This window comes from Dorea sp. AF36-15AT, assembly GCF_003477705.1.
Taxonomy (GTDB): domain Bacteria; phylum Bacillota; class Clostridia; order Lachnospirales; family Lachnospiraceae; genus Claveliimonas; species Claveliimonas ammoniilytica.
In genome coordinates, this window is sequence record NZ_QUDV01000001.1 from 706,346 (window position 1) to 721,974 (window position 15,629).

At 43.4% G+C, this 15,629-nt stretch carries 14 protein-coding genes; 1 reads left to right on the forward strand and 13 read right to left on the reverse strand.

What is annotated here, in order from left to right:
- Positions 1-27: 27 nt before the first annotated feature.
- The 9 genes from DWZ93_RS03340 to DWZ93_RS03380 form a co-directional block, all read right to left on the reverse strand.
- Positions 28-2,478, reverse strand: coding sequence for an FtsK/SpoIIIE family DNA translocase (locus DWZ93_RS03340; protein WP_118451951.1), 2,451 nt, complete (start codon positions 2,476-2,478; stop codon positions 28-30).
- Positions 2,479-2,586: 108 nt separating this feature from the next.
- Complete coding sequence (locus DWZ93_RS03345; RefSeq protein WP_118451952.1) at positions 2,587-3,276, reverse strand: ClpP family protease; 690 nt, start codon at positions 3,274-3,276, stop codon at positions 2,587-2,589.
- Positions 3,277-3,343: 67 nt separating this feature from the next.
- Complete coding sequence (locus DWZ93_RS03350; protein WP_118383912.1) at positions 3,344-4,624, reverse strand: O-acetylhomoserine aminocarboxypropyltransferase/cysteine synthase family protein; 1,281 nt, start codon at positions 4,622-4,624, stop codon at positions 3,344-3,346.
- A gap of 34 nt (positions 4,625-4,658) precedes the next feature.
- Entirely contained in the window at positions 4,659-5,390 is a 732-nt protein-coding gene (locus DWZ93_RS03355; protein WP_118383913.1) for a YebC/PmpR family DNA-binding transcriptional regulator, read from the reverse strand.
- Between the two features lie 55 nt (positions 5,391-5,445).
- Positions 5,446-6,228, reverse strand: a complete 783-nt coding sequence (locus DWZ93_RS03360) for a hemolysin family protein (protein WP_118451953.1) — start codon at positions 6,226-6,228, stop codon at positions 5,446-5,448.
- Positions 6,229-6,242: 14 nt separating this feature from the next.
- Positions 6,243-6,590: a type II toxin-antitoxin system PemK/MazF family toxin gene (locus DWZ93_RS03365; protein ID WP_118383915.1), complete on the reverse strand. Its 348-nt coding sequence runs from the start codon at positions 6,588-6,590 to the stop codon at positions 6,243-6,245.
- 86 nt (positions 6,591-6,676) lie between these two features.
- The gene (gene alr, locus DWZ93_RS03370) at positions 6,677-7,843 is read right to left on the reverse strand and encodes an alanine racemase (protein WP_118451954.1); all 1,167 of its coding nucleotides are present in this window, start codon (positions 7,841-7,843) and stop codon (positions 6,677-6,679) included.
- Positions 7,843-9,354, reverse strand: a complete 1,512-nt coding sequence (locus tag DWZ93_RS03375; RefSeq protein WP_118451955.1) for an NAD(P)H-hydrate dehydratase — start codon at positions 9,352-9,354, stop codon at positions 7,843-7,845. Before DWZ93_RS03375 ends, alr begins: the two co-directional genes overlap by 1 nt.
- A gap of 98 nt (positions 9,355-9,452) precedes the next feature.
- Positions 9,453-10,100: a redox-sensing transcriptional repressor Rex gene (locus DWZ93_RS03380; RefSeq protein ID WP_118383917.1), complete on the reverse strand. Its 648-nt coding sequence runs from the start codon at positions 10,098-10,100 to the stop codon at positions 9,453-9,455.
- 146 nt (positions 10,101-10,246) lie between these two features.
- Between DWZ93_RS03380 and DWZ93_RS03385 the strand changes: the two genes are divergently transcribed.
- Positions 10,247-12,163, forward strand: a complete 1,917-nt coding sequence (locus DWZ93_RS03385; RefSeq protein ID WP_118451956.1) for an ABC-F family ATP-binding cassette domain-containing protein — start codon at positions 10,247-10,249, stop codon at positions 12,161-12,163.
- A gap of 73 nt (positions 12,164-12,236) precedes the next feature.
- Here the strand turns inward: DWZ93_RS03385 and DWZ93_RS03390 are convergent, their stop codons facing one another.
- The 4 genes from DWZ93_RS03390 to DWZ93_RS03405 are packed head-to-tail and all read right to left on the reverse strand — an operon-like array spanning position 12,237 to position 15,612.
- Entirely contained in the window at positions 12,237-13,100 is an 864-nt protein-coding gene (locus DWZ93_RS03390; RefSeq protein WP_118383919.1) for a DegV family protein, read from the reverse strand.
- Between the two features lie 15 nt (positions 13,101-13,115).
- On the reverse strand, positions 13,116-14,480 hold the full coding sequence (locus DWZ93_RS03395; protein WP_118452074.1) for a PFL family protein: 1,365 nt from the start codon (positions 14,478-14,480) through the stop codon (positions 13,116-13,118).
- 31 nt (positions 14,481-14,511) lie between these two features.
- Positions 14,512-14,784: an ACT domain-containing protein gene (locus tag DWZ93_RS03400; protein ID WP_118383921.1), complete on the reverse strand. Its 273-nt coding sequence runs from the start codon at positions 14,782-14,784 to the stop codon at positions 14,512-14,514.
- Positions 14,785-14,814: 30 nt separating this feature from the next.
- On the reverse strand, positions 14,815-15,612 hold the full coding sequence (locus DWZ93_RS03405; protein WP_118383922.1) for an MBL fold metallo-hydrolase: 798 nt from the start codon (positions 15,610-15,612) through the stop codon (positions 14,815-14,817).
- Positions 15,613-15,629: the final 17 nt, after the last annotated feature.

A 15,629-nucleotide genomic window follows, 5' to 3' on the forward strand; every position in this document is an offset into this window, starting at 1 on the left:
TTCATTCATTAGTGTCCAGTAACTATATTAAACATACTCTTCTATGTACTGTTCAAACTCTTCCATAGACATGAGTACCTTTCTTGGCTTTGTTCCCTCTTCCGGTCCAACCACACCTGCTTCACAGAGCTGATCCATAATTCTTGCGGCACGGTTAAAGCCGATCTTGAACATCCGCTGTAACATTCCAATAGACGCCTTTTCTTTGTCGATGATCAGCTTACCTGCATCAACAAAATAGGCATCTCGTTCGCTTGCACTGTCACTGCCAGACATCATATTTCCACCGGCAGCGCTGAAATTCATGTGTTCTACCACTTCCTGGCTGTAAGCAGCATCTCCATTGTGATCTTTCAGATAATCGGTTACCTTCTGAACCTCCTTGTCCGAAACAAATGCTCCCTGCACACGGACCGGTTTCTGATAACCGCTCGGATAAAAGAGCATATCACCCTTTCCGAGGAGTTTCTCAGCTCCGTTCATGTCAATGATCGTCCTTGAATCCACACCCGATGATACAGAAAATGCAATTCTGGACGGCATATTGGCTTTAATCAGACCAGTAATGACATTAACAGACGGTCTCTGAGTTGCAAGTACCAGGTGAATGCCGGCTGCTCTTGCAAGCTGGGCCAGACGACAGATAGATTCTTCCACCTCACCTGGTGCCACCATCATCAGATCAGCAAGTTCGTCCACAATGATTACAATCTGCGGCATAGTGTCCGGCTTATTGCCGTTCTCATCCGGTTCCAGCTGACTTACTTTCTCATTATATCCTTTCATATCACGGACTTGATGCTCCGCAAATGCCTGATAACGTCTTGTCATTTCCGCAACTGCCCAATTAAGAGCTCCTGCAGCTTTCTTCGGGTCTGTTACTACAGGAATCATCAGATGCGGAATGCCATTGTATACGCTTAATTCTACTACTTTCGGATCCACCATGATCAGTCGCACCTGATCTGGTGATGCTTTATATAAAATACTCATGATCAATGTATTGATACACACAGATTTACCGGAACCGGTCGCTCCTGCGATCAGAAGATGCGGCATCTTGGCAATGTCAGCCACAACACATCTTCCTGCAATATCCCGGCCTACCGCAAAGGATACATTTGATGCACTGTTCTTAAATTCAGTCGACTCCAGCAGATCCCGCAGCATAACTGCAGAATTTTCTTTATTTGGCACTTCGATACCCACTGCTGCTTTTCCTGGAATCGGCGCTTCAATACGAATATCCGCAGCCGCAAGATTCAGCTTAATATCATCAGCAAGTCCTACAATCTTGCTGACTTTCACACCCTGCTCCGGCTGAAGCTCATATCTGGTAACAGATGGTCCACAGCTTACATTGGTAACCGTTACATTCACGCCGAAACTGTGCAGTGTATCCTGCAGCTTTCCGGCGGTTTCGCGAAGATGTCTATCCGAATCCCCACCACCTTTTTTACCTCTTGTAAGCAACGAAAATGGAGGCGTATGATAAGTCTCATTCTTAACTTCATTTTCTGAAACTGCCTGAGCTACGCTTGCAGTCTCCTGAGCAATCGCATCTACCCCTGCCTTTTTCCTGCTTCTCTTTGCCAGAGCTTTGGACTCCGCTAAAGATTCCACAGCCGAATCAGTATCAAATGGATCCGGCAGATCGTCTGGCTGCGCAGCCATCTCCGGCTGTGTTCTGTTAATCACCAGATCCTGTGTATCTTTCGTGTTGGGCTGAACTGCTGACGGAATATCTGTCTTAAGCTCGTCAGCTTTCATCTCTTTCATCTCCGGAGATCTTCCGCTCAATGTTGTATCAAAAGATACTCCCTCCACGTGACGGTCTTTTCTCTTTGATGCAGTCTGCTTTTCTGCTTTAGCCTGTTCCAGTTCTTTTTCTTCTCTGGCTGTGCGTCGTTCTTCCCTGCGTCTTGCAGATGCCTCGCGCCTTCTGGTATTGGACTCTTTTGCATGTGAATAAGCGCGATCGCTCTGCTTCTTTACACCTTTGAGAACGGAACGCCCGGTGATGATCACTATTCCAATGATCATCATAATAATCAAAATCACATATGTACCTGCCACTCCGAGAGCCGGTGACAGGATGTCTGCAAGCGATCCTCCGACAGTACCTCCCGCATCACTGATCAATTCAAATAAACCACATAAAATCAGGAAACAGATCACAGCTGCGCCGGATTTCCAGTATGCGATACGATTATGCTTGTTCGATACCAGAAATGCTGTTACTCCAAATAGCAGAAAAGGTACAAGATACGCACCTGCACCAAAGCTTTCCATCAGGAAAGCCGAAGCTGACGCCCCAAGTGTTCCACCAAATCCAAAATTACTGATCAGAAGAAGTATGCTGACAGCCAGCACAATCCATATAATTATTTCATCAATTACAAAATTCTCTCCCGCTTTCTTCGTTGTCTTCCCGGTGGTCTTTTTAGACGTACTTTTCTTCTTAGACTTCGAAGCCATATAATCCCCCCTGTTTCGCGTATCGTATCTATAGGCATATCATCACAAAGTATAGATACACATACTATTTAAAGTATATCATTTTTACAAGAGACTGTCATTATTTAATTATCCATTTTCTGTTCCATTTTCATCGATCATTTGATGCAGTTTCGCCAGTGCTTCTTTTAATCCTCCCACTTCATCAATGAGACCGACTGCAACTGCTTCCGGGCCTTCCAGCATTGTTCCCACATCTTTGACAAGCTGTGTTGGATTCAGCATCAGTTCTTCAATCTGATCCTGCGTCATATGGGAATGTTTTGAGAGAAATGCCGTAATCCGATCCTGCGTTTTTACCATATTGCGGAAACTCTGTTCTACCCCGATGAACATTCCATTGGATCTTACCGGATGGATGATCATGGTTCCACTTGGTACAATAAAAGAATAATCAGCTGCTACTGCAAGAGGACCACCGATAGAATGGCTTCCTCCGAGCACCAACGACACCGTAGGCTTACTGAGAGACGCGATCATTTCTGCAATCGAAAGTCCTGCTTCCACATCGCCACCCAGAGTATTTAACAGAATCAGCAGACCATCTATCTCACAACTGTCTTCTATTTCCGCAAGCATGGGAAGCAAATGCTCGTATTTGGTTGCCTTCGTGCTTCCGCTGACCGCATCATGTCCTTCTATCTCTCCGATGATTGTGATTAATTTAATTCTGTGGTGCGCACGGCTTTCATCAAGATCCAGTGAACCGGTTTCTTTGATCTCTGCTTTTTTCTCCTGCTTTTCTTCATTTTTCTGCATATAAAAACACCTCCATACCCTTTAGTATGGAAGTGTTATATAGTTCTTATTCATGTATACAGGATTCTTATACCTGTTCCAGTGCCTGTTCTACATCAGCGATAATATCATCAGCATTCTCGATACCTACACTGAAACGAATCAAATCCGGCTGTACCCCGGCTTCCATCAGTTCCTGATCATTCATCTGGCGATGTGTGTGACTTGCCGGATGCAGTACACAGCTCCTTGCATCTGCCACATGAGTTACGATCGCAACCATTTTCAAGCTGTCCATCATCTTCACTGCGCTGTCACGTCCGCCCTTCAGACCAAATGTAAGCACCCCGCATGTTCCGTTTGGCATATATTTCTGAGCCAGTTCATACTGAGAATCACCTTCCAGTCCCGGATAGTTAACCCACGCCACCTTTTCATGTCCCTGCAGATATTTCGCAACCTTCAATGCGTTCTCACAATGACGAGGTACACGAAGATGTAATGTTTCGAGTCCCAGATTCAGCAAAAATGCATTCTGCGGTGCCTGGATAGAGCCAAGGTCACGCATCAGCTGTGATGTAGCTTTTGTTATGTATGCAGCCTTGCCGAATTTCTGTGTATACACGATGCCATGGTAGGTCTCATCCGGTGTGGTGAGTCCTGCAAATTTGTCACCGTAAGCTTCCCAGTCAAAATTACCACTGTCTACGATCACACCACCTACACAGGTCGCATGTCCGTCCATATATTTGGTAGTTGAATGTGTTACAATATCCGCACCCCATGCAAATGGTCTGCAGTTGATCGGTGTGGCAAATGTATTATCTACAATAAATGGTACACCGTGCGCATGTGCTGCTTTGGCAAACTTTTCAAAATCAAGAACAACCAGTGCAGGGTTTGCAATAGATTCACCAAATACAACCTTTGTATTATCACGAAACGCGGCATTCAAATCTTCCTCACTGCAGTCCGGCTCAACAAAAGTAGCCTCAACGCCCATCTTCTTGATGGTGTGAGCGTAAAGATTATAAGTACCGCCGTACAGTGCAGATGCACATACAATATGATCTCCTGCTTCCACAATATTCATGATCGCATAGAAATTAGCTGCCTGTCCCGATGAAGTAAGCATCGCTGCCACTCCGCCCTCCAGATCACAGATCTTTGCAGCTACCGCATCATTGGTCGGATTCTGCAACCGTGTATAAAAATATCCGCTCTCTTCCAGGTCAAAAAGTCTTCCCATCTGGTCACTGGAATTATATTTAAATGTTGTACTCTGATAGATTGGCAGAACTCTTGGCTCTCCATTACCCGGTTTATATCCTGACTGAATACACTTAGTTTCAATCTTATAATCACTCATCCTCTCGATGCCTCCTTTTATCCTTTATCCATAATTATTCATCCCAGTTATGATATACATCCTGTACATCATCGTCATCATCCAACAGATCCAGGGTTTTCTGAATATTCTGAATATCCTTAGGATCAGTAAGTTCTACATAAGTCTGCGGAATCATGGTTACTTCTGCAGACGCCATATGAATTCCTGCTTCTTCAAGTGCTTCACGCACCTCACTGAAATCATCTGGATCCGTCAGAATCTCAAAGCTGTCATCTTCCTCAGCAAAGTCTTCTGCACCTGCATCCAGAGCCTGCATCATAAGATCATCGGCATCTCCATCGTATTCTTCCTTATCTACAATAATCTGTCCCTTACGGTCAAACATAAAAGATACACATCCCGGTGTACCTACGTTGCCATTACCTTTTGTAAATGCACTCTTAACATTAGATGCCGTACGGTTCTTATTATCTGTCAGTGTCTCGACTATAATTGCCGTACCATTCGGACCGTAACCTTCGTATGTAATATGTTCGTAATCTGCTGATCCGCCTTCGCCTGCAGCTTTTTTAATATTTCTCTCAATCGTGTCATTTGGCATATTGTTAGATTTAGCCTTTGCGATAACATCACGCAGACGGCTGTTGTTAGCCGGATCAGCGCTTCCACCTTCTTTTACCGCTACTGCAAGCTCTTTACCGATTTTTGTAAAAATCTTACCTTTTGCAGCATCATTTTTTTCTTTTTTATGCTTAATATTGGCAAATTTTGAATGTCCTGACATCTTCTTCTCTCCTTATCTTCTATTAGTTCGCATACATTTTATTTTATCATGCATATTACATTTTTTCAATCTTTACTGATTGAATCGCATTATTGTCTACTTCCAGCACTGTAAACAGATATCCATCATAAAGTACTGTGCTGCGCTCATCCTCTCCGGGGATTCTGTCAAGCTGATGGATCAGAAATCCGTTTAACGTCTCATACTCTTCCTTATCAAAATGAATATTCAGCAGATCTTCCAGATCCTCCAGGTCAGTAAAGCCATTGACTTCATAGGATCCATCTGCCTGTACTTCGATATCCTCTTCCTCTTCATCGTATTCGTCCATAATATTACCTACGATTTCTTCCAGAATATCTTCCATAGCTACCAGCCCTGAAGTCTGTCCATACTCATCAATGACGATTGCAATATGATTATTTCCTTCCTGCATTCTGCGGAACAGTGTATCTATGCTCTTGGTTTCAGGTATGTAATCTACCGGACGGATATACCCTTTCAGTTCTTTGATCGGACGATTGCGGTTGGCTTCGGTAAAATAACAGGTCATAGCATCCCGAAGATGAATGGTTCCTATAATCTCATCAATATCCTCCCGATATACCGGGAATCTGGAAAAACGTTCTCCCAGCATAAACTTGAGTGCAGTTTCCAGTGTTTCCTCTTCATCGATACCCACAATATCACGTCGATGTGTCATAATGTCTTTTGCATCCTTATCAAGATAGCGGACAATATTGCGGATCAGTTTCATTGCCTGACTTCCGACTTCTTCTGTCTCTCCTTCTTCTCGAAATATCTGTCTCATTCGATGAAACAAACTTCGTTCTTCCATATCCATACTCCTTTTTATGTATGAAGCGCAAGGCTGACCCTTATCGCTTCATCAACGCTTCTCATTCGCTCTTTATCCAGATGACCGATCATATCTTTTAGCCTCTGCTTATCAATTGTTCTTATCTGTTCCAACAAAATTACAGAATCCTTCATAATCTGACATCGTCTGGAATCAATCTCAATATGCGTAGGCAACTTTGCCTTATTCATTCTGGATGTAATCGCTGCACAAATGACAGTCGGACTATATCTGTTACCTACGTCATTCTGTATGATCAGCACCGGCCTGATGCCTCCCTGTTCCGAGCCGACTACCGGGCTGAGGTCAGCATAATAAATATCTCCACGTTTTACCTGCACCTGTTTTCACTCTCCATATTTCTGATAAAAACAGTATTTCCATCTTTTTTCAGATGTATTCTATTGCAGTTCTTCATTCGATATATTTATGCGAAATAATCAATCTGCTCTATGACTTTTCCATCTTTCAGAAATTCTCTCGGTATTCTCTTACCCAGGTCACAAACAAATTCATAGCTGAAACGACCGGACAGATCACTGAGCGTCTCTACCGGAAGGTAATTGTCCCCGTCCCGACCGATAAGTACCACGCGGTCTCCATATGCCACATTTTCAATCTCTGTACAATCTACCATAAACTGATCCATACAGATTCGTCCGAGAATTGGTGCTTTCTTACCATGGATCAATACAAAGCCTTTATTAGACAGACTTCTCGGATATCCATCTCCATATCCTACCGGTACAGTTACAATCCTGGTCGGACGTTCAGTTACAAACGTACCGCCATAACTTACCGGAACTCCTGCCTCTACCCATTTCACATGGGAAACGTGACTGATCAATTCCATAGCAGGTTTCAGATGCACATGCTGCTGATCTACTTCATCTGATGGATACAGACCATAAGTAGAAATACCTGATCTTACAATATCCATATAGGTCTCTGGCAAATCAAGAATCGCCGCACTGTTTGCACAGTGATAATGCTTAAATGTGACATTTCTGTCCTCCAGTGCTTTACGCATCCACAGATAGCGCTCCAACTGTTTATGGGCATAAGCTTTGTCTGCTTCATCTGCTTTGGAGAAATGTGTATACATTCCTTCCATCTCAATGCCTGGAAGCTTTGCGATCTCTGCGATTGTATCTGCATTCTCCTCATCGATCTGGAATCCAAGTCTCGACATTCCAGTGTCTAATTTGATATGGACGTACGCTGTCTTTCCAAGCTTTACTGCTGTCTCAGAAATCTGCTCTGCGATTTCTTTCGTATAACAGGTGAAACGGATCTCATGTTCAATTGCTTCTGCCTGCTGTGATGGAAAAACAGGACCCAATACAAGTATCGGTTTCCTAATACCGTTTGCACGCAGAATCACACCCTCATCCGGTGTGGCTGTAGCAAATCCCCACAAGTAGTTTTTTTTCTCCAGATCACATGCGATTGGTACCGCCCCGTGACCGTAGCCATCCATCTTGACAACAGCCATGATCTTAGTCGCATCACCAACCGTTTCATGCATCTGATCCATATTATATTCTATGGCGTCCAGATCAATTCTGGCACACACTCTTGTATATTCTTTCATCATTTTTCCGCCTTCCAGTTTTCTGTCATTTGGATCGCTGATCCAAGTGCATCAGCAAGATCCCTCGCCAATACACTATAGCACCCCATTTCATTTCTTGCAATATCTCCCGCAAGTCCATGGAGATAAACTCCAAGAACAGCGGCATCATAATTATTGCATCCCTGCACCATAAGTCCGCCAATAATTCCGGCCAGCACATCTCCGGAACCTGCTTTTGCCATTGCAGCATTTCCGGTAAGATTCACATACATTCTTCTGCCCTTTGCTCCCACAAAAGTACGTGCATCTTTTTGTACCAGAGTAACATCTAAAGTTCTTGCCGTCTGTTCCAGGATCTCTCTTCGATGCATTTGTATCTCGTTGACAGGCCGTCCTGTTAATCTGGATAATTCCTTCAAATGTGGAGTCAGTACATAATTGCCTTCTGCCAGCCGGTCCTTCCATTCCGGATGCGTCGCCAATATATTAATTCCGTCCGCATCAATCAGACATGGCACATTTATTTCTTTCAAAACGGTATTTACAATCAGATCTGCTACATCAGATCTTCCAAGACCTGATCCTATACAGACTGCATCAGCCCACTCCAGTACCGACAGAAGACTTGCTTCGTCATATTCCGTATATGTTGTGATAATAGCTTCCGGAATCAGCTGCTGTAAAATACTTCGGTTATCTTCAGTGGTATAAATGCGTACAAGTCCTGCTCCCATGCGATAAGCAGCACATGCGCTTAAGAATGCAGCTCCTGCCATTCCACTGCTTCCGGCAATTAATAATAATTTTCCAAATGTACCTTTATGCGCATATGGCGGACGTTCAGGCAGAAGTTTGGCAATATCACTCATTTCTAATGCATATGCAGTATCCAGCTGTTCCTTTACTGTAAAACTGTCAATTCCGATATCTGTCACGCAGACTTTTCCGGTATACAATGCACCGGGAAACAGAAACAGACCCAGCTTTCGATCCTGGAATGTTACGGTTGCATCTGCCTGAAACGCTTCACCGAATACACGTCCATCCGTAGCTGAGATACCGGACGGAATATCAACCGCTAGTTTCCGTCCCGATGACATATTCATATGTTGAAGTATTTCCAGATAGTGTCCTGTAATCTCACGATTCAATCCTACACCAAACAATGCATCAATTACAATGCTGTAATCATTATCCTGCCATTCTGTGAGAAGAATTCCTCCACGCTGTTCGAACTGATCCATCTGATATATACACTCTTCTGTTCGGCTTGTCATCCGTCCGGCAAATACTGCTGTCACCTGGCAGCCTTTCTCTTTCAGAATACTTCCAATAGCAAAGCCATCGCCTCCGTTATTTCCTGATCCACACACAATGCATACATGCGTCAGCGGCCACTTTTGTTCTTCTATATAATCAGCACAGGCTGCAGCAGCCCGTTCCATCAGTGTTCTGGATGAAACTCCCAGATCCTGTATAGTATGACTGTCCGCACTTTTCATCTGTTCCGCATTTAATAAATACTGCATATACTTCCTTTCTGCCTTAGGCGCAGATCACTGCAAAAAAAACGACGTGTAAAGAAGTCTGCTTTCACAGCCCGCATTACACGCCATTATTCTGTCTGTTATTTGTCTGCATGATCCTCATTATATCGACTGATATTATAAGATAATCTCATTAAGCTTTCTGATAAATGTACACTTTCAACAATTACATTATCCGGTACATTCAGATCTACATGCGCAAAATTCCAGATGGCCTGAATACCGGCATCTACCAGATCCTTCGCCACATCAATTGCGCATTCCTTCGGAATTGTAAGAACTGCAATCTCGATATTATTCTCTTTAATGAAATCTTTCATCTCACTCATCATACGAACCGGCACATCACGAATTGACATACCTCTCAGTGTAGGATTCACATCAAAGATACCTTTCAGGATAAATCCCTGATTTTCAAAATGTGAATAATTTGCCAAAGCCTGTCCCAAATTACCTGCGCCAACGATTATAAAATTATGCTTGTTCTCCAATCCAAGGATTTTACCAATTTCAGTATGAAGATATTTTACATTATAACCATATCCCTGCTGACCAAATCCGCCAAAGTTGTTCAAATCCTGTCGAATCTGTGATGCAGTAAGTTTCATTCTTTTACTTAAATCATTAGATGATATACGTTCGACACCATCTTCTAATAATTCACCCAGATATCGGTAATATCTTGGAAGTCTGCGAATTACCGCCTGAGAAATCTTTCTTGTCTCCACTGTTGTTCACCTACCCATAATATTATGGAATAATTATATCTGATTGTTAACACAAAGTCAAACTTTTGTACAAACTTTCATTAACTTTAGTTGTATTTTCTGTTCTTTTCGGTATAATGATACACAGAGAATTATGGAGGTGTATCATGATTTTAGCATGTCATGATGTTTCCAAAGCATTTGGGGAACACGTTATTATACAAAATGGCTCTTTTCATATAGAAGACCATGAAAAAGCAGCCCTTGTCGGTATCAATGGTGCCGGCAAGTCTACTCTTCTGAAAATGATCGTCGGCGATCTTACAGCTGATGGCGGTACGATCACCCTTACAAAAGGTAAGACACTTGGTTATCTGTCCCAGCATCAGGAGCTGGTATCCGGCAATACAATCTACGAAGAAGTACGTTCAGCCAAGGCCGATGTCATTGCCATGGAAGCAAGAATACGCGAGATTGAAAAAGAATTAAAAGATCTGACCGGCGATGAACTGGAAAGCCGGTTGAATACTTATCATAATCTAACCAGTGCCTTTGAACTGGCAGACGGATACTCCTATGAAAGCGAGATTGTCGGTGTATTAAAAGGTCTCGGTTTTGCTGAGGATGAGTTTGACAAGCCCGTAGATACGCTGTCCGGCGGTCAGAAGACTCGCGTATCTCTCAGTAAGCTTCTGCTTACCAGGCCAGATATTCTTCTGCTGGACGAGCCTACCAACCACCTGGATCTGAATTCCATTGCATGGTTGGAGACCTACTTATTGAATTATTTTGGAGCGGTATTGATTGTATCCCATGACCGATATTTTCTGAATAAAGTTGTTACAAAGGTCATTGAAGTAGAAATGGGTAAACTTTCCGTATTTCAAGGCAATTACTCTGCTTACGCCGAGAAAAAAGAAATGCTCCGTGAAGCAAGATTAAAAGAATACTTAAATCAGCAACGTGAGATCAAACATCAGGAAGCTGTTATTGAAAAACTCCGCTCTTTCAACCGTGAGAAGTCTATTAAGCGTGCAGAAAGCCGTGAGAAGATGCTGGATCGTATTCAGCCTGTAGAAAAGCCTCTGGAGCTTCATACGGATATTCATTTAAAGCTGGAGCCTTCTGTCGTCAGTGGTAATGACGTGCTGTCGGTAGAACATCTGTCCAAAGCATTCCCGCCACATACTTTATTTCATGATATCAGTTTTGAGATCCACCGCGGCGAGCACGTAGCGATCATCGGTGACAATGGAACCGGAAAGACTACACTGCTGAAGATACTGAATCAGGTTATTCCGGCAGACAGTGGTACTTTTACCCTCGGTTCCAAGGTAAAAATCGGTTATTATGACCAGGAACATCACGTCCTGCATATGGACAAAACAATCTTTGATGAGATTTCTGACGATTATCCGACGCTAACCAATACACAGATCCGAAAGACACTGGCGGCTTTTCTCTTTACCGGCGATGAAGTGTTTCAGCAGATCAGTTCTTTAAGCGGTGGTGAACGTGGGCGTGTCTCACTTGCCAAGCTCATGTTGTCTGAAGCAAATTTCCTTATCCTGGACGAACCTACCAACCACTTGGATATTACTTCTAAGGAAATTCTTGAAAAAGCTCTGAACGATTATACCGGTACGGTACTCTATGTATCTCATGACCGATATTTTATCAACCGTACAGCTACAAGAATTCTGGAACTGACCGAACAGACATTTGTCAATTATATTGGTAACTATGATTACTATCTTGAAAAGAAAGATGAACTGACCCAGGCTTATGCCGGCGTCTCTTCCGCTCCATCTGATGTATGTGCACCGGAACCAGAATCTCAGGCTAAGCTCAGCTGGCAGGAACAGAAAGAAGCACAGGCTAAGGAACGCAAACGTCAGAATGAATTAAAAAAGACAGAAGAACGCATTACTGAACTGGAAGAACGTGACGGCGAGATTGACGAACTAATGGTTCAGGAAGAGATCTATACCAATTCTGTAAAATGCCAGGAACTGGCACTGGAAAAATCTAAAATTGCAGAAGAATTAGAAGAACTTTACGCCAGATGGGAAGAACTGGCGTAACAAACAGATATATGAAAACGCCCGCTAATAAACGGGCGTTTTTATCATGGTAACGAACAAAATATCTGTAAAATCAGCTGAGTTCCGGTACTTTCCTGCTACATGCAATTGCTCTGGCACCATGTCCAATGTGGCAGGCTACACTTAATGACAACGGATCCATATGCACTTCATATTCCGGAAATCTATTTTCCACTTCTGCTTTCCATTCTTCAGCTTCTTCTGCCGAACAGGTATACGCAACCTGCAGATACATCTCCTGTCCTGCAAACCGCTCTGTCAGATCCTTTTCCATTGCATCCAACATCGTCTTCTTCGCGCTCTTCCATCCTCTTGACTTAGAAAAAGAATCCAGCTTTTCTCCCTGAATCGTAAGAACCGGTTTCAGATTCAGGACTGAACCGATAGCTGCTGCTGCGGGTGTTACGCGACCACCTTTTTTAAGATATTTCAATGTATCTACCGTAATATAGATGCTGGCCTCCAGCTTCTCACGCATTAGAATATCATGGATCTCCTTCGCGTTCATTCCTTTTTCTGCCAAAGCAATGGCATCCAGAACCGATTGTCTCATGGTAACCGAAATACGTTGATTATCTACCACATATACTTTACCATCCATGTCCTGCGCAAGCATCTGCGCAGTAGCACAGGAACTCGACAATCCACTTGACATCGGAATATGCACTACCTCATCATATTCTTCCAGTGCTTTCTCCCATATATCCAGCACATCTCCCGGCGAAGGCTGCGAAGTAGAAATGTCTGCATCCTGAGTCAGACGTTCATAGAATTTTTCCTGAGTCAGAGATATATCTTCGTAGAACAGTTCTCCGTCAATATAAAAAGGCATCGGAAGAACAAAGATTCCAAGTCTTTTTGCTTCCTCCTGTGTAATTCCACTGTTGCTATCTGTAACAATTGCTACTCCGCTCATGTTTAAACTTCCTCTCTAATTCTTAAAACTATGTATCGGTGCAGGGATTCGTCCCTGTCTGTTTATAAATGTGCTGCAGTCAAACTCATTCACCGGCATGATCGGAGCATAACCCAGTAAACCACCAAATTCTGCTGTCTCTCCTACATCCTTACCAATAACCGGAATCAGACGGACTGCTGTCGTCTTATTATTTACCATACCAAGTGCCATCTCATCTGCAATGATACCAGAAATAGTTGCCGCACTGGTTTTTCCAGGAATTGCAATCATATCAAGACCTACGGAACATACACAGGTCATGGCCTCCAGCTTTTCAAGATTCAGCGCACCAAGCGTCACTGCATCAATCATACCCTGATCTTCACTGACCGGAATAAATGCGCCGCTTAAACCGCCCACATAAGAGGAAGCCATAACGCCACCTTTCTTCACCTGATCATTCAACATAGCAAGTGCTGCTGTAGTACCCGGTGCACCTACACGTTCCAGACCGATCTCTTCCAGGATCTCAGCCACACTGTCACCCACTGCCGGAGTCGGTGCAAGAGACAGATCGATAATTCCAAACGGAATACCCATACGTTTGGATGCCTCCCCCGCTACCAGTTGTCCTACGCGGGTAATCTTAAATGCTGTCTTCTTAATCATCTCGCACAGTTCCTCAAAGCCCTTGCCTCGCACCTGTTCAATTGCTTTCTTTACAACTCCAGGTCCGCTGACACCTACATTGATCACAGCATCTCCTTCTGTAACGCCAAGGAACGCACCCGCCATAAACGGATTGTCATCCGGTGCATTACAAAATACCACCAGCTTCGCACATCCCAGAGAATCATTATCTTTGGTTGCTTCTGCTGTCTCTTTTACGATCTCGCCGCACAGGCGAACAGCATCCATATTAATTCCGGTACGAGTAGATCCCACATTGATAGAACTGCACACACGTTCCGTACAGGCCAGTGCTTTCGGCACAGACCGAATCAGATTCTCTTCGCTTGTAGTCATAGCCTTTGATACCAGTGCAGAATATCCGCCGATAAAATTGACACCAACTTCTTTCGCGGCCTTATCCAGTGTCTTGGCAATCTCAACATAATCATCCGGAGTCTTGCAGGCTGCTGAGCCCACCAGAGCGATCGGAGTAATAGAGATACGCTTATTTACAATCGGAATACCAAATTCACGTTCAATATCCTGACCTGTACTCACCAGATTACCGGCAAGCGTTGTAATCTTTTTATAGATATTATCATTCAATCTATCAAGATCTGAATCGATGCAGTCCATCAGACTGATACCGAGAGTAATCGTTCTTACGTCAAGATTCTCCTGCTCGATCATTTTATTCGTTTCATTTACTTCATATACGCTAATCATAATTTTCTTTGCCTCCGCCATAGCATCCAACTTACAGTCTGTGCATTTTTTCAAAAATTTCTTCTCTCTGGCAGTGAATGCTTACACCGATTTCTCCGCCAAGTGCTTCCAGTTCAGCTGTATATTCCTGAAATTCCTTAGAAGCCCCGTCAACATCCACGATCATTATCATATTAAAGAAGTCATCAATGATAGTCTGCGAAATATCCAGAATATTAATTCCGGTCTCCGCAAGATAGGTACATACCTTTGCAATAATTCCTACAGTATCTTTTCCAACTACAGTAATCACACACTTTTTCATATTCTTCCTCCTGTTAAACATATGTATTGATTATACAGTAATAATATCCGAACGATGATCCCTTTTGGCAACAGCCAGAGGTATTTCATCTCCCTTATACGGATTATCCCCAAGTGTAACCTCTAATTTAACCGTCTCATACGCAAGTTCTGCATAATTATTCTCCTTACTGAGATGCCCAAGCATGACACTTTTCAGGTTGTCATGTAGTATATCACAAAGAAGCCGTCCTGACAATTCATTTGACAGATGTCCCTTATTTCCCATTACACGCTGTTTCAATGGATAAGGATAAGGTCCAACTTCCAGCATATGAATATCGTGGTTTGCTTCCAGCAGGATCGCATTCACATCCTTCAGATGTTCAATGATATAATCATCGTAAATTCCAAGATCAGTAGCCACCGCGACGCTCTTGCCATCCGCACGCATCCGATAACCACATGGTTCCGCAGCATCATGAGAAATGGCAAATGGCTCTACCTGCACATCCCCCAGTGTGAATGGTTCATCTGTATGGATTTCACGAAAAAGTTCCGGCAAGATTTTGCCAAGACTTTTGCTTTTTTTCACTGCATTCAGTGTGCCTGGTGTGCCATAAATCGGCACTTCATATTTCCGGCTGAATACCCCCAGTCCCTGAATATGGTCAGAATGTTCATGGGTAATAAGGATCCCATCAATCTCCTCTCCTTTGATCTCCAGGTCATGAAGTCCTTCTTCTATTCTCTTTTTACTGATGCCTGTATCAATCAGCAGATGCGTGTGGTCTGTACCTGTATAGATACAGTTCCCACTGCTTCCGCTAGCTATACTGCATAATCTCATCTATTGTTCTCCAGTCT

What these genes read in the sequence shown, in the direction of transcription:
- DWZ93_RS03340 (WP_118451951.1), bottom strand. Translation starts at nt 2,478, where the DNA reads ATGGCTTCGAAGTCTAAGAAGAAAAGTACGTCTAAAAAGACCACCGGG.
- DWZ93_RS03345 (WP_118451952.1), bottom strand. Translation starts at nt 3,276, where the DNA reads ATGCAGAAAAATGAAGAAAAGCAGGAGAAAAAAGCAGAGATCAAAGAA.
- DWZ93_RS03350 (WP_118383912.1), bottom strand. Translation starts at nt 4,624, where the DNA reads ATGAGTGATTATAAGATTGAAACTAAGTGTATTCAGTCAGGATATAAA.
- DWZ93_RS03355 (WP_118383913.1), bottom strand. Translation starts at nt 5,390, where the DNA reads ATGTCAGGACATTCAAAATTTGCCAATATTAAGCATAAAAAAGAAAAA.
- DWZ93_RS03360 (WP_118451953.1), bottom strand. Translation starts at nt 6,228, where the DNA reads ATGGAAGAACGAAGTTTGTTTCATCGAATGAGACAGATATTTCGAGAA.
- alr (WP_118451954.1), bottom strand. Translation starts at nt 7,843, where the DNA reads ATGAAAGAATATACAAGAGTGTGTGCCAGAATTGATCTGGACGCCATA.
- DWZ93_RS03375 (WP_118451955.1), bottom strand. Translation starts at nt 9,354, where the DNA reads ATGCAGTATTTATTAAATGCGGAACAGATGAAAAGTGCGGACAGTCAT.
- DWZ93_RS03385 (WP_118451956.1), top strand. Translation starts at nt 10,247, where the DNA reads ATGATTTTAGCATGTCATGATGTTTCCAAAGCATTTGGGGAACACGTT.
- DWZ93_RS03390 (WP_118383919.1), bottom strand. Translation starts at nt 13,100, where the DNA reads ATGAGCGGAGTAGCAATTGTTACAGATAGCAACAGTGGAATTACACAG.
- DWZ93_RS03395 (WP_118452074.1), bottom strand. Translation starts at nt 14,480, where the DNA reads ATGATTAGCGTATATGAAGTAAATGAAACGAATAAAATGATCGAGCAG.
- DWZ93_RS03400 (WP_118383921.1), bottom strand. Translation starts at nt 14,784, where the DNA reads ATGAAAAAGTGTGTGATTACTGTAGTTGGAAAAGATACTGTAGGAATT.
- DWZ93_RS03405 (WP_118383922.1), bottom strand. Translation starts at nt 15,612, where the DNA reads ATGAGATTATGCAGTATAGCTAGCGGAAGCAGTGGGAACTGTATCTAT.